The sequence below is a fragment of the Ochrobactrum sp. EDr1-4 genome (assembly GCF_049199085.1).
GTDB lineage: Bacteria > Pseudomonadota > Alphaproteobacteria > Rhizobiales > Rhizobiaceae > Brucella.
This window is the reverse complement of record NZ_JBLZOF010000005.1, coordinates 1-14,009: the sequence shown is the minus strand read 5'-3', so window position 1 is coordinate 14,009 and position 14,009 is coordinate 1. Positions and strand designations below refer to the sequence as shown.

Here is a 14,009-nt window from a genome sequence, read left to right as displayed (position 1 = left end):
CTCATACTGAAGAGTGAAGGGTTTTGGAAATGCGTGCTAAGGGCATTGTGAGACGAGGTGTGGTTGCGGCGTTGTGGATGAGTACCGCAGTTGCGATCATTGGAATGGCTACCCCAGCTCTTTCGCAGCATGCCGAGAGCAAGTCTTTTACTATCCGCCCACAATCTCTTCAAAATGCTCTTGTTGTTTTTGGACAGCAGGCTGGGATGCAGGTATCAGTTGATGCTTCTGCATTGCGTGGCCTCACCTCGGCAGGTGTTTCCGGATCGTTAACTCCACAGGCAGCGCTTACACGTCTTCTGACAGGTTCAGGGCTAGAAAATAAATTCGCGGGACCCAAGACAGTTCTGATTGCAAAACCCGGCATACAGGCCAGTGGTTTAAATGCTGAAGGCACCACTGTTCTGAACACAATTACAGTTCAGGGTAGCGGCAACCAGACTGAAGGTTCCAATCTCTATACGATTGAGTCCATGAATTCTGCGACTGGATTGGCGCTCTCGCCGCGAGAAACTCCCCAATCCATAAGTGTGATTACACAACAGCGCGTCAAAGATACAAATGCGCAAAATATTACAGATGTGTTGAAATCCAGCCCCGGCATTTTTGTAGATGAAACAGATGGTTATCGATCAGAACCATATGCCCGTGGCTTTTATATCGACCGCTTTCAATATGATGGCGTGACGATCAATGTGCAGAATGGCTGGCATGGCGAGCATTCCAATGAGAGTGCTTTTTACGATCATGCTGAAATTGTCAGAGGCTCAACTGGCCTTATGACCGGCGCTGGCAATCCGTCTGCATCCATAAATTTTGTTCGTAAACGTGCCGACTCTAAAACTCCGCATGGGTCGATCACAGCAAGTGCTGGTTCTTGGGACAATTATCGAACGATATTGGACTATTCTTCGCCTTTAAATAAGGAGGGTACCGTTCGTGGGCGCGTGATTGGCGTACTGCAAAATAAAGAAGCGTTTTTTGATCGCGAGCACATGAAACGCGGCGCGATCTATGGAACCGCAGAAATAGATGTCTCTGAAGATACGCTTGTCACCATTGGCGCGGATTATCAAAAACGAGATACCGATGGTGCGCAGTGGGGTGGAATACCGGCCATGATGAGTAACGGCCAGCCTGCCAACCTCCCGAGATCATTTTCTACATCAACGGATTGGACTTATTATAAAGCTGAGACATGGAATGTCTTTGGGCGCCTTGATCATGAGTTTGATAATGGCTGGAAACTGCGTGCGGATGCGCTGCAACGTGGCAGCAACTATGACATGAAGGGGAATTTCCCGCGTGGGGTACTTAACCCGGATGGTAGTGGGATCAGCTTTGCACCAAGCTATATGATTGCGGATGCAGAGCAGCGTGTCCTTAATCTTAATTTGTCAGGCGACTTCGAGCTGTTTGAACGACAGCATGAATTCACGGCCGGACTGACGAGTGACTATGCCAAGCAGAATTACTATTTCCGCTCGAGAAAATCGCTCACCCCGATTGCGAATCTCTTCGACTGGAACGGTTCGATGGCAGAACCAGAATGGACAAACCCATATTACTACCTCACGGAAACTAAACAGCAGGCGGCCTATGTTGCGACACGGCTCTCGTTATATGATGGGCTTCACGCGATCGTCGGCAGCCGGTTTACAAAGTGGGAACAGAACACTTATGGAACCATCGCCACCGGCAGTGAAGTTATCCCTTACGTTGGATTGACCTACGATCTGACTGATAATTTGACTGTTTATGCGAGTTATACGGACATTTTTGCCCCGCAAACCAATCTTGACAGGTATGGCAATTTTCTCGATCCAAAAACAGGAAAAAGCTACGAGATTGGATTGAAGGGTGAATTTCTGGATGGTCGACTGAATGCGTCTGCGGCCATTTTCCGAACGCTTCAGGACAATGTCGCGGTTGCCGATACAGGCCACTACGTACCCGGCACATCCAGTCAGGCCTATATTGGCGCCAAAGGTGTTGAAACGCAGGGTATTGAAGCCGAGATTGGCGGAGAGATCGCTTACGGCTGGAATGCCTGGCTGAGTGGAACCTATATGGAAAGCAAAGATGCTGACGGAGTTCGGGTCAATCCACAAATTCCACGCGCTACCGCTGGTCTATTTACCACTTATGACTTGAAGGATCGCTTGGACGGGCTGACGCTGGGCGGCGGCGTGCGTTGGCAGGGCGGAACATCAAGGCCAATATCTACTGGTACTGAGACTGTAGACTTCAAGCAATCTGGATTTGCGACAGTCGATCTCCTTACACGATATAAATTTACCGACAGCATGGAAGCACAGCTCAACGTTAACAACGTATTTGATAAAAAGTACTCCCGATTAACGGAAGACGGTCTCCTGTTTTACGGAGCACCCCGCAATTTTAATCTTACTCTAACTGCGAAATTCTGAGCAAAGATAATGTGTGATGAGGCTTCGCCGCAGTTACTGAAAAAGCGTCCTGTGCGTCTATCGCGCAGGCAGCTTTTGATTGGGGGGATCGCTGTCCCCTCACTATTCTTCATCGATCCGGCAAAAGCAGACGACGGCTTTCCTGTTACGATCAGGCATTCGTTTGGGGAAACAGTTGCTCCTAAACCTCCCAAGAGAATTGTGACAATTGGGTGGTGTGGCGAGGATCCGGTTATCGCATTGGGCGAAGTGCCGGTTGGCATGACGGGTTATCCTTATTGGCCAGATAAAATCGCGGATTGGAACAGATCGTATATTGGGTCTGAAAAGCCAGTTCTGATGAACTATTTGATAGATTACGAACAGATTGCTGCGTTGCGCCCAGATCTCATTTTATCTGTTTTTTCGGGGATAGATGGGCTTGCCTATCAAAGGCTATCGCAGATCGCTCCAGTCGTTTGCCCTTTAAATGGTGCATGGACAAGCGACTGGCGCGAGCAAACCCTATTGGCAGGACACGCCATGGGGAAAACGTCGCAAGCGACGCAGTTGATAGATGCGGTTAATCAGTCAATTGATGATTTGAGAACAAAACACCCGGAAATTGCAGGTAAGTCTTTCGCGCTTGTTTCTCATTTTCCCCGGCAGAATGGCTTTGATGTCTATTTATCGGGGGATAGCCGTTTCGAAATGTTTGAACAGTTGGGTTTGCATCCATGCCAAGGTGTTCTTAAACTAGGAAAGGCGGAGAGTGGTCGATATGTCAAACCGGTCAGTCTTGAGCAGCTTGATGTGCTGGACTGTGACATTTTGATAGCCTGGTTTTCTGAAGGGGCAGAAGCAGCGCTGAATAGACAGCCAATATTCCATACTTTGCCATCGGTTGAGCGAGGAACAGTTGTGGCTTTAGAGGACCCGGCAGAAATCTGGTCTGTGTTGACGCCAACGGTCCTCTCAATACCCTATGGTTTTCCCAAACTCGTGTCACGTCTGGCTGCTGCCGCGCGTAAATTGTAGTAGCAATAAACTATTCTCTGGTTCCCTACGACGTGAAACGGTTAAAGAAACGCCTCGCTGCACTGAGATTTCGGCGCTCCGAGAGCATAAATTCCAAGGTTTGGCCGTCACGATCAACGGCTCTGTACAGATAGGTCCATTTCCCTTTGACCTTTAGGTACGTTTCATCGACCCGCCAAGAGCCAGACGTTGGCCGCTTACGCTTCTGAGCTTGATCCGCAATCTGAGGGGGAGTATCGAACGACCCAACGGTTCAATGTTGCACGATCTACATTTACGCCGGCATAAAGCACGACACTTTTAGGAAAATGAGCCCCTCTGAAGTCAATGGCCATTCCTCTTTGCCTCGCCTAATGTTCACAACCGAACAGGCAATAACCCATCAATTTTAAAATTTTGCGACAAAGCCCGTTTGAGAAGCCGTATCCGCCCCATTCTACGGGATGGAAAGGCGACAAAATCGGATTACTGCAATGATAAATCAGGCGTATTTTCAGATATTTACATCGTATTATTTAAACTCAAATTATCGATGATATTACAAATGACGTATAAAACTCGACAAATGTAAAATTCATATATTGACATTTGTCGACCAATCGTTGATTTTTGTCATGCGTGGTCAAGGAGGATGCCGTGCAGACGCTATTAAAAGTTGAGAGCCTAAAAAAATCGTTCGGCGGTGTTGCAGCACTTCGCAATGGCCAGCTGGAACTGCGTGCAGGCTCGGTCCATGCGCTGTGCGGTGGTAATGGCGCAGGCAAATCCACGTTCCTCTCCATTCTGATGGGTATCCAGCAGCGCGACGGCGGCAAGATCTGGCTGCGCGGCGAAGAGGTCCAGTATTCGACACCTGCGGAAGCGCTGAAATCCGGCATTGCGATTATCGAGCAGGAGCTGAGCCCTGTTCCGCATATGAGTGTTGCTGAAAATATCTATCTCGGTCGCGAACCTTCAACGCGATTTGGTGGTATCGATTTCAAGAAGATGAACAGTGAAGCGCAGGCGCTTTTGGATCGTCTGGAGTTCGACATTCGCGCGACACAGGTGATGAGCCAGTTGTCCGTTGCGCAGATGCAGCTCGTGGAAATCGCCAAGGCGTTCAGTCACAATGCTGATGTGATCTTCATGGATGAGCCGACATCGGCCATCGGTGAAAAAGAAGCGCAGCATCTGTTTAAGGCAGTCGAGCGTCTCAAGGCTGAGGGCAAAGGCATTGTCTATGTCTCGCATCGACTGTCTGAGATTTTCCAGATTGCAGATTCCTATACGGTTTTCCGCGATGGCGGTTATGTCGGTTCGGGCGCGCTGAGTGATATTGATCGTCCGGAACTGATCCGTCTGATCGTTGGGCGCGAGCTTGGCGAAGAATTTATCAAGACCAATGAGCCGACCGATCAGATTGGCTTCGAGGTTTCCGATCTCGCTCTGCCGGGTAAGATTGAAGACATTTCTTTCTCGGTCCGTAAGGGGGAAATCTTTGGCATTTACGGCCTGATGGGTTCGGGTCGTTCCGAAATTTTCAACTGCATCTTCGGTCTCGACAAGGCAAGCAAGGGCGAAATAAAGCTTGAAGGTCGCGCGCTTAAAGTGAGCAAGCCTGCGGATGCAATGGCTGAAGGCATTGCCTTTGTTACCGAAGACCGCAAGCTGACGGGGCTTAACCTCACAGACAGCGTGCGCGCCAATATCTGCCTTGCGAGCCTGCCGGAGATGAGCCCGTCATTTGCTATGCGTCAGCGCGAAGAAGCTGCGGCAAGCGCGAAAATGATTGAGCATTTCGGCATCAAGGCAGCACGCGATACCATGCCGGTTTCTGGTCTTTCGGGTGGCAATCAGCAGAAAGTTGTGCTTGGCAAATGGTTCCTGCGCAATCCGCGTTTGTTGCTGCTTGATGAGCCAACGCGCGGTGTGGATGTGGGCGCAAAACGCGAAATCTATCGCATCATCTGCGAATTCACTGCGTCAGGCGGAACGGTCGTTATGATTTCATCCGAAATCGACGAAGTTCTCGGCATGTCTGACCGCATCCTTGTGATGCGGCAGGGCAAGTCGGCTGGCGTCTATGACAGGGCCGACACTGATGCACAAAAGCTGGTGCATCTGTCTACCTGACAATGGATGTCGCTCTGCGCGCAAGATTGAGAATTAAGCCTGACATTGGCAGGCTGGGAGAGGCTAGAAAACGTGAGCAACAACGAAAACACCCAATCGAACAGCTGGTTCGCTTCTGAAAAGCGCCGGTTGATCATTCAGGAATACGGCATTTTCCTAGCCTTCCTGCTTCTGGTTTTCATTTTGTCGGTGTCAAATCCATACTTCCTGACAACGGGCAATATCTCAAACGTGCTGCTGCAAACCTCAATCAACGGCGTTTTAGCTGTTGGCATGACGTTTGTTATTCTGACGCGCGGCATTGATTTGTCTGTTGGCTCGGTTGCAGCGCTGACCGGCATTGTTGCAGCAAGTCTGGCAACAACCTCTGCAACGGCAGGTGTTGCGGGCGGACCTTATCCAGCAATTGTTGCTATTGCTGCGGGTCTTGCAGTTGGTTGCGCCTGTGGCGGACTGGTTGGCTGGATCGTCTCGCGCTTCTCAGTGCCTGCATTCGTTGCAACACTCGGCATGCTTTCGGCCGCACGCGGCATGACGCTTATCTATGGCGGTGGCAAGCCTGTGCCTGCTTTGACACCTGATTTTCGCTGGATCGGTACAGAAAAAATCTTCGGCATTCCAATGCCTGTGATTATTCTGGTGATTGTGTTTGCAGCTGCCTGGTGGGTGCTCTCGCGCAGCCGTTTTGGCCGTTACATTTATGCGGTTGGCGGTAACCCACATGCAGCAAAGACATCGGGTATCAATGTCACCCGCGTTCGCTTCTCTGTTTATGTTATCTCCGGTGCACTTTCCGGCCTCGCAGGCATGATGCTTGCAGCCCGTACCGGTTCAGCACTGCCACAGGCCGGTATTGCTTACGAATTGGATGCAATTGCTGCGGTTGTGATCGGCGGAACCAGCCTTTCGGGCGGCGTAGGTCGTGTGACCGGAACGTTGATTGGCGCGCTCATCATTGGCGTGATGAACAACGGTCTCGATCTGATGGGTATCGAATCTTACTACCAGCAAGTTCTCAAGGGCGCGCTAATCGTCGGTGCTGTGATGCTCGATCAAAAACGCAACCAGAACGCCTGATTTCCAGAGTTTTCTAATTGCCAGTCACGTGGCGCAACGAACACCGCACATTTAGTCATGGCGGATATTGTGGAGGAGAATACCGATGAAGAAATTGCTTATTGCTTTGGCATCTGCCACGGCGCTGTTTGCAGGTGCTGCACATGCTCAGGAAAAGCTGAAGATTGGCGCCGCGCCTTACGGCCTGAATGCTGAATTCATGCAGATCTGGTCTGAAGCACTCAAAGAGCATCCAGCTGTGAAGAGTGGCGAAGTTTCGCTCACTGTTTTCGACGGTCGCTATGATGCGCTCGTTCAGCAGGAACAGTTCAACAACATGATAACGCAGAAGTTTGACGCGATCATCTTTGTGCCAATCGACGTTGAAGCTGGTGCAACCGCTGTTCAGGCAGCAGCTGACGCAAACATTCCGGTTGTTGGTTCCAACACCCGCGTGAATTCCGATCTTCTGGCTTCTTATGTCGGTTCTGACGATGCTGTTTCCGGCTACATGGAAGCTAAGAACGTTCTCGACAAGATCGGCTGTAAGGGCAATGTCGTGATCATCGAAGGTCCAATTGGTCAGTCCTCGCAGGTTTCGCGCCTCGAAGGCAATAAGAAGGCGCTTGCTGAATGCCCGGACGTGAAGGTTCTTGAGCAGCAGACCGCTAACTGGTCGCGCGCTGAAGCGCAGACGCTGATGGAAAACTGGCTGACTTCGCATAAGGGTGAAATCAACGGCGTCATCGGTCAGAACGACGAAATGGCACTTGGCGCGATTGAAGCAATCAAGTCGGCAGGCCTTAAGGTCGATGACTTTGCTATCGCTGGTATCGACGGTGTGACCGATGCGCTGAATGCTGTTAAGGCTGGCACCATGACCTCGATCCTTCAGGACGCACGCGCTCAGGCGCAGGGTGCAATGGACCTCGCAATTCTTCATGCGAAGAAGGGCGACTACAAGCCACAGTCCGACATTTGGGCGCAGTATCCTGATATGCCGTTCAACGACGGTAAGGACAAGGAATACAATGTTCCCTGGACGCCAGTAACTGCCGACAACGTCGACAAGCTGCTCGAAGCACGTAAGTAATAGTGACTTGCGGGATGAGCAGCCCCCGGCTCATCCCGCACCCTAAAAATTCCCGCTACCCTCACAACGCCGAGGATCAAACAATGTCCGACCAATCTCCCCAAATCGACCTCAACTTCCCGCTTAACGGTAAAGTTGCTCTGGTAACTGGTGCTGCTTCCGGTATTGGCGCGGCTGTCGCTGAGGCCTTCGCTGCCAAGGGTGCAAAGGTTGCTGTGCTTGATATCAATGCTGATCAGGCGCGCGCTAAGGCAGAAGCGCTTGGAGCGGATGCAAAACCTTTCGTCTGCGATGTATCTGATCCGGCTTCGGTGAAGGCTGCTGTATCGGGCGTGGTCGAAGCGTTTGGACAGATCGATATTGCTGTAAACAGCGCCGGTGTTGTTTTCTTAGCCCCTGCCGAAGATCTAACCATTTCCGATTGGGATCGCACGATTGCAATCAACCTCAAGGGCAGCTTCCTTGTTACGCAGGAAGTGGGCCGTGCCATGATCGCAGCAAACCAAGGCGGCAAGATCGTCAATCTCGCCTCGCAGGCAGGCACCGTGGCGATTGAAGAACATGTTGCTTACTGTGCATCGAAGTTCGGCGTCATAGGCATGTCGAAAACCTTTGCTTCTGAATGGGGCAAATACGGCATTACCGTCAACACGATCTCGCCGACCATTGTTCTCACAGAGCTTGGCAAGAAGGCCTGGAGTGGCGAAAAGGGCGAAGCTGCTAAGAAGCGCATTCCAACCGGACGTTTTGCCTATCCGGAAGAAATTGCAGCAGCTGCAGTTTTCCTCGTATCCAGTGGTGCGAACATGATAAATGGTGCCGACCTTCTGATCGATGGTGGCTACACAATTCTTTAACAAAGCGAATGGTCTGACGATTGTTCGGGGCCGAAAATGCGGCTTTAAAATTACAGAGCGGGAACTCATCTCTCGCCTTCGATAGGTGCAAAATGCAAAGATTTATCAATAACCCTGATGAAGTGGTCGAAGATACCGTCAAGGGTTTCGTCAAGGCGCATAAGGACCTTGTCCGTTTGTCGACGGAAAACCCGCGCGTGGTTGTCGCTAAAGATGCACCGATTGAGGGCAAGGTTGGCGTCATCACCGGCGGTGGTTCTGGCCATGAGCCAGCGTTCATCGGCTATACTGGCAAGAACCTGCTTGACGCTGTTGCTGTTGGCGAACTGTTTTCTTCCCCAACTGCCAAGAGCTTCTACGATGCCGCTCGTGAAGCAAATGGCGGCAAGGGCGTCGTCTGTCTTTATGGCAACTATGCTGGCGATAACATGAACGTCAAAATGGCGATCAAACTAGCTGCCAAGGTCGGAATTGAAATCCTGACCGTTGTTGCCAATGACGATGTTTGCTCCGCTCCTATCGAAGAACGCGAAAAGCGTCGCGGCGTTGCTGGCGAAATCTTCATGTGGAAAGTTGGCGGTGCAAAAGCTGCATCGGGTGCAAGCCTTCAGGAAGTGCAGGCGACGGCACAGAAGGCTATCGACAATTGCCGCTCGATTGGCGTTGGTCTTGGTCCGTGCACATTGCCTGCGGTTGGTCATCCGAACTTTCAGATCGAGCCGGGCACGATGGAAGTCGGTATCGGCCATCATGGCGAGCCGGGCGTCCGCGTTGAGCCATTAAAGCGTGCTGACGAAGTTGCCAGGGACATGAGCAAGATTGTCCTCGACGATCACAATTTGCCCGAAGGCACCGAAGTTGCGGTTCTCGTTTCCGGACTTGGCGCAACGCCGATCAACGAGCTTTATATCCTCAACGATACCATTGAGCAGGAGATTACTGCACGCGGTCTCAAGATTTATCGCACCTATGTCGGCAATTATTTCACGTCGCTCGAAATGGTTGGCGCGACGCTGACAGTCATGGCGTTGGATGACGAACTGAAAGCACTGCTGGACGTTGAAGCTCGTTGCACGACAGTTTTGTAATACAATGGTTTTGTAAGAAAGAAGCATACCATGCAGACATTCAAGAATGCCGGATCGGGTGAGATCGTTCTTTCGCTTGCAGACCGGATTATCGAAAACAAAGCTTACTTAAGCGAAATTGACGGCAAGATCGGCGATGGCGACCATGGTGTGAACATGGCCAAGGGTTTTGGCCTTGCAGCCGAACGCCTGCGTGGCAAGGACGTAACGCTTGGTGAAGGTCTTGATACGCTCGGGACTGTTCTGCTGACTGAAATCGGTGGCTCGATGGGTCCGCTTTACGGCGTGATGTTCAACGAGTTCGCAGAAAAGCTGGAAGGCGTTGAAAATATTGACGCAGCCACGTTCAGTACCATGCTTCATGCAGGTCTTGACGGCATCCAGTCTATTGGTTCGGCAAAGCTTGGTGACAAAACGCTGCTCGACACGCTCATCCCGGCGATCAATGCTTTTGACGAAGCAAACGGCAAGGGCCAGTCCTTTGCTGAAAGCCTGGATGCTTTGTCGGTAGCTGCCGAGGCCGGTCGCGACTCTACACTTAATCTCGTGGCAAAGATCGGTCGCGCAAGCCGTCTTGGTGAGCGTTCGCTTGGTGTCCTTGATGCGGGTGCAACATCCTGCGCACTGATTCTGACTGACCTTGCAGCACACGCAAAGAGCCGTTTGCAGTAAGGCTTTCGGTCCTGATTTTGAGTTTGGCGTCTGAAAACTGTGTGGGTTCACACGTTCAGGCGCCAAATTCGTTTCCTCATGTTGCAATTGCGTATGAACGCTTTCATGTTTGCTGCGCAGGAGAGAGGCAACAGATAATCGCATGACGCTTAAGCCCAACACATCGCGTAAGATCGGCAAGCCAAAGGCTGGTGCAAGCGATAGCTCGATCACGATCCCGATGCGTTATGGCGATGATCCCTATGTGTGGGCTTGCTGGCTTTATTATGAAGATGGCCTGACGCAGAGCGAGATTGCCGATGTCATGGGCATTTCCCGCGCAACCGTGAACAGCTATCTGGCTGAAGCGCGCGATAAAGGCATCGTCAATATCTCCCTTGAGGGTGGGCGGCTGGAATCGCTGTCTGTTGCTCAAGAGTTGAAGCGTCATTTCGGCCTGACGGACTGTTTAATTCTCCCGCATGATGACAATGCCCGCCCGCTGATTGATCGGCTTGGCGTTGCGGGTGCACATGCGCTTAACAAAATCCTTAAATCCGGCGATACTCTCGCGGTTGCCTGGGGACGTACGGTACTTTCCGTTGGCGAGCAAACCGCTATCAGTTCCTTGCAGGACATGACCGTCGTGCAGGCGACAGGCGGCACCACCGCGTCATTTCCCTATACGCCCGAACGTTGTGCAGCAGCGCTCTCAGAAGCCGTCTCGGCACGCTGCGTCAATATCATGGCGCCCGCCATGGTGCGTTCGCAGCAGACGCGGGATGTGTTGCTCGAAGAGCCCTTGCTTCAGGAGCAATTTGCGACCCTTGAGAATGCCAATCGTATTCTTTTCGGTATTTCTTCGCTGCGTTCCAATTCTACCATCCACACCAGTGGCTTTTTTGAATCGGTTTCTCTGCAACAATATCTTGCAGCGGGTGCTGTCGGTGTTGTGGCAGGCCGTTTCATCGACGAGCGTGGGAAGCCGGTTGCAGGACCGCTTGATGAGCGAACAATCGGTATCTCGCTCGATAAGCTGCGGCAGATCCATACCCGTATTGCGGTTGCAGGCGGTTTCGACAAGGTGCCAGCACTTCTGGCGGCCCTTCGCGGTGGTTTCATCAATGTGCTTGTGACCGATGCTGCGACGGGGCTCGGTATTTTGCGCGCCGATGGCGTCATTGATCTTGATGCACGCCTCTCCCAGAAGCCCAGGACCAATCAGGTTCCGACAGCTTTTCGCGTGCGGGTGAAAAAGCTCCTCAACAATCCAAACGAAGTGGTCGAGGAAATGCTCGACGGTATCGTTCGGGCCCATAGCAAATTCGTGCAGCCGATTGGTGGCTCCAACCGCGCACTGGTGGCGCGGGATGGTCCGCGCCCCGGCAAGGTGGGACTGGTCATTGGCGGTGGAGCCGGTCACGAGCCATGCTTTGTGGGCTATGTGGGCAAGGGACTTGCGGACGCTGTTGCGGTTGGCAATGTCTTTTCGTCGCCTCCGCCCGATCCGATTGTTCAATGCGCTCTGGCAGCGTCCAACGGCGAAGGCGTTCTCTTCGTCTATGGCAATTATGCCGGCGACGTCATGAACTTCGAGATGGCGGCTGAAATGGCCGAGGAGAAGGGTGTCAGGATCAAGACCGTTCTGACAACCGACGATATAGCGTCATCGCCGATCGACGACAAGGACGGACGCCGCGGCGTTGCAGGCAATTTCTTTGTTTTCAAGGTGGCAGGGGCTGCCTGCGATAAGGGCTTGTCGCTCGATGCGTGTGAGATCGTTACCCGCAAGGCCAATTCGCGGACTTATACGATCGGTGTGGCACTGGAGCCGGGTTCATTGCCGCAAACCGGTCGGCATAATTTTGAAATTGGCCCCGAAGATATGGAAATCGGCGTTGGCATTCACGGCGAGCCGGGTGTATCGCGTGATCGCATTCGTCAGGCCGATGAAATTGTTGATGGCATTATGGACAGAATCTTCAATGAAATGAAGGCTCTGCCGGGTGATCGCGTGGCGGTACTGGTCAATTCATTCGGAGCTACACCGCTGATGGAACTTTACATTCTCTACCGGCGTGTGGCGCAACGACTTGAAGCTAAGAACATTCATATTGAAGCCAACTGGATCGGGCATTATTGCACGTCTCTGGATATGGTGGGCGCGTCGATATCGATCATGCATCTTGATCATGAACTGTCAGAAATGCTGCTACATCGATGTGAAACTGCTGCTCTCAAAATTAGCTAACAGCGTCTTTGAGTTCTATCGTTTCACTGCGCCTGAAAGTAAATTAGCATATGCCTGATGACGAGCGGCGCACGTTGCAGTTGTAAGGTTTGAGGAGAAAATCCATGTCGGAAACTGCGGCTCGTCGTCTTGCCCATATGTTTGATGCTGTTTCTGCGTCGCTGGAAGAGGAACGCGATCGGCTGTCCGAACTCGACGGAGCAATCGGCGACGGCGACCATGGAACGACAATGGCTCTGGGCTTTCAGGCTGTGCGCAGCGAATTGTCGAAGCTCAATCTCGACGATGCCGACATTTCGGCAGTTCTCAATACGGCGGCAACCGCATTCATTAATGCGGTTGGTGCATCAACTGGGCCGCTTTATGCCACTGGATTCCGCCGTGCCGCAAAGGCAACGGAAGGCCGCAAGGATCTTGATCTGGCGACTTTTGCGATCATCATTGAGGCCATCGGCGTTGGCATTCGTGAGCGAGGCCATGGACAGCGTGGCGACAAGACAATGCTGGATGCATGGCTGCCTGCTGCTGAAGCCGCACAAATGGCCGTGTCTGCTAATCAAAGTTCTGCCGAGTTTTGGAACAAGGTTGTCGCCGCTGCCACGGCTGGCGCCAACACGACCCGTTCGATGATCGCCACCAAGGGACGCGCTGCGCGTCTTCGTGAACGCTCGCTTGGTCATATGGACCCCGGCGCTGCATCAGCGGTCATCATTCTGCAGGCCATGGCAGACCGTGCTCATTCTTAAAACGTATGCTGAAAGAGGCAACGGCCTCTTACCATAAACTTCGATGACAAATTATCGACATTAAGGTTCAGACCGGCACAGTATTCGATGCCCCTCAACCATGCTAAAGTTCCACAATAGCGCCAATTTCAATCAAAATAGTATATCGAGAAATAACTGAGCGCATGGGCGACGACTGACAATATGCTGGCTAAAAAGCGGGAGATATCCACAGACAGTATGAATTTCTAATTTGACAATCACAAACATTTGGATTAGGTCGGCGTCATCGACGGGATGGAAGTCTTGTTGATGTATTGAGGAAGGAACGGTTGATAAGGCTGTGAATTTCTTGAAAAAAATGGGTTGACACGGTTTACGATGTAGACTAGATACCCGGCACCGCAGCGACGGAGCGAGACGAGATTGAGAGTTGGGGCCTTGGGGCTCTGGAGCTTGAGATTGGAGCGCGGAGTTAAGCGGGTTTAGTTTTCGACGGTTTTGCGACTGTCTGTTCTTTGATAATTTTATACAGAAGAAAGAGAAACGTGGGCGGCATTGTCTGCTGAATGTTTCGGGTCTTGTAAGAGATTTGGAATGTTCGAACAGAACTTTGGCGGACACGTTTCTTGATAGAATATGTTACCTGGCTTTGATCTTAGGCTTCGGCCTTTGAGATTAAAGTTGGTGTGTAAATATGTTCTCGTCAAATTTGAGCGTGACCACG

The 14,009-nt window shown here is 51.7% G+C and carries 10 protein-coding genes and 1 pseudogene; 10 read left to right on the top strand and 1 reads right to left on the bottom strand.

Features of this window, described 5'->3' with window-relative positions; translation table 11 throughout:
• Nucleotides 1-29 precede the first annotated feature (29 nt).
• Nucleotides 30-2,429: a TonB-dependent siderophore receptor gene (locus ACOZHT_RS16455; protein ID WP_421566032.1), complete on the top strand. Its 2,400-nt coding sequence runs from the start codon at nt 30-32 to the stop codon at nt 2,427-2,429.
• 9 nt (nt 2,430-2,438) lie between these two features.
• Nucleotides 2,439-3,446, top strand: a complete 1,008-nt coding sequence (locus ACOZHT_RS16450; protein ID WP_421566031.1) for an iron-siderophore ABC transporter substrate-binding protein — start codon at nt 2,439-2,441, stop codon at nt 3,444-3,446.
• A 37-nt stretch (nt 3,447-3,483) separates the two neighbouring features.
• Here the strand turns inward: ACOZHT_RS16450 and ACOZHT_RS16445 are convergent.
• A pseudogene (locus tag ACOZHT_RS16445) lies at nt 3,484-3,781 on the bottom strand (IS6 family transposase); the annotation flags it as partial.
• A 301-nt stretch (nt 3,782-4,082) separates the two neighbouring features.
• Between ACOZHT_RS16445 and ACOZHT_RS16440 the strand changes: the two are divergent.
• The 8 genes from ACOZHT_RS16440 (at nt 4,083) to dhaL (ACOZHT_RS16405) (ending at nt 13,303) form a co-directional block, all read left to right on the top strand.
• The gene (locus ACOZHT_RS16440; RefSeq protein ID WP_421566030.1) at nt 4,083-5,561 is read left to right on the top strand and encodes a sugar ABC transporter ATP-binding protein; all 1,479 of its coding nucleotides are present in this window, start codon (nt 4,083-4,085) and stop codon (nt 5,559-5,561) included.
• Between the two features lie 72 nt (nt 5,562-5,633).
• Entirely contained in the window at nt 5,634-6,638 is a 1,005-nt protein-coding gene (locus tag ACOZHT_RS16435; protein WP_421566029.1) for an ABC transporter permease, read from the top strand.
• A gap of 85 nt (nt 6,639-6,723) precedes the next feature.
• Nucleotides 6,724-7,710, top strand: coding sequence for a substrate-binding domain-containing protein (locus ACOZHT_RS16430; protein WP_339511131.1), 987 nt, complete (start codon nt 6,724-6,726; stop codon nt 7,708-7,710).
• Nucleotides 7,711-7,793: 83 nt separating this feature from the next.
• Nucleotides 7,794-8,567, top strand: coding sequence for an SDR family oxidoreductase (locus ACOZHT_RS16425; RefSeq protein ID WP_421566028.1), 774 nt, complete (start codon nt 7,794-7,796; stop codon nt 8,565-8,567).
• 92 nt (nt 8,568-8,659) lie between these two features.
• Nucleotides 8,660-9,655 carry a dihydroxyacetone kinase subunit DhaK gene (locus ACOZHT_RS16420; RefSeq protein WP_421566027.1) on the top strand — a complete coding sequence of 332 codons (996 nt, stop codon included), beginning with the start codon at nt 8,660-8,662 and terminating at the stop codon, nt 9,653-9,655.
• A 30-nt stretch (nt 9,656-9,685) separates the two neighbouring features.
• Nucleotides 9,686-10,327 carry a dihydroxyacetone kinase subunit DhaL gene (gene dhaL, locus ACOZHT_RS16415; protein WP_421566026.1) on the top strand — a complete coding sequence of 214 codons (642 nt, stop codon included), beginning with the start codon at nt 9,686-9,688 and terminating at the stop codon, nt 10,325-10,327.
• A 142-nt stretch (nt 10,328-10,469) separates the two neighbouring features.
• The gene (locus ACOZHT_RS16410; protein ID WP_421566025.1) at nt 10,470-12,557 is read left to right on the top strand and encodes a bifunctional sugar-binding transcriptional regulator/dihydroxyacetone kinase subunit DhaK; all 2,088 of its coding nucleotides are present in this window, start codon (nt 10,470-10,472) and stop codon (nt 12,555-12,557) included.
• A gap of 104 nt (nt 12,558-12,661) precedes the next feature.
• Entirely contained in the window at nt 12,662-13,303 is a 642-nt protein-coding gene (dhaL, locus tag ACOZHT_RS16405; protein WP_421566024.1) for a dihydroxyacetone kinase subunit DhaL, read from the top strand.
• Nucleotides 13,304-14,009 lie beyond the last annotated feature (706 nt).

Excerpts from the sequence above, each read along its gene's own strand:
- ACOZHT_RS16450 (WP_421566031.1), top strand. The coding sequence starts at position 2,439 with ATGTGTGATGAGGCTTCGCCGCAGTTACTGAAAAAGCGTCCTGTGCGT.
- ACOZHT_RS16455 (WP_421566032.1), top strand. The coding sequence starts at position 30 with ATGCGTGCTAAGGGCATTGTGAGACGAGGTGTGGTTGCGGCGTTGTGG.
- dhaL (WP_421566026.1), top strand. The coding sequence starts at position 9,686 with ATGCAGACATTCAAGAATGCCGGATCGGGTGAGATCGTTCTTTCGCTT.
- dhaL (WP_421566024.1), top strand. The coding sequence starts at position 12,662 with ATGTCGGAAACTGCGGCTCGTCGTCTTGCCCATATGTTTGATGCTGTT.
- ACOZHT_RS16410 (WP_421566025.1), top strand. The coding sequence starts at position 10,470 with ATGACGCTTAAGCCCAACACATCGCGTAAGATCGGCAAGCCAAAGGCT.
- ACOZHT_RS16420 (WP_421566027.1), top strand. The coding sequence starts at position 8,660 with ATGCAAAGATTTATCAATAACCCTGATGAAGTGGTCGAAGATACCGTC.
- ACOZHT_RS16430 (WP_339511131.1), top strand. The coding sequence starts at position 6,724 with ATGAAGAAATTGCTTATTGCTTTGGCATCTGCCACGGCGCTGTTTGCA.
- ACOZHT_RS16425 (WP_421566028.1), top strand. The coding sequence starts at position 7,794 with ATGTCCGACCAATCTCCCCAAATCGACCTCAACTTCCCGCTTAACGGT.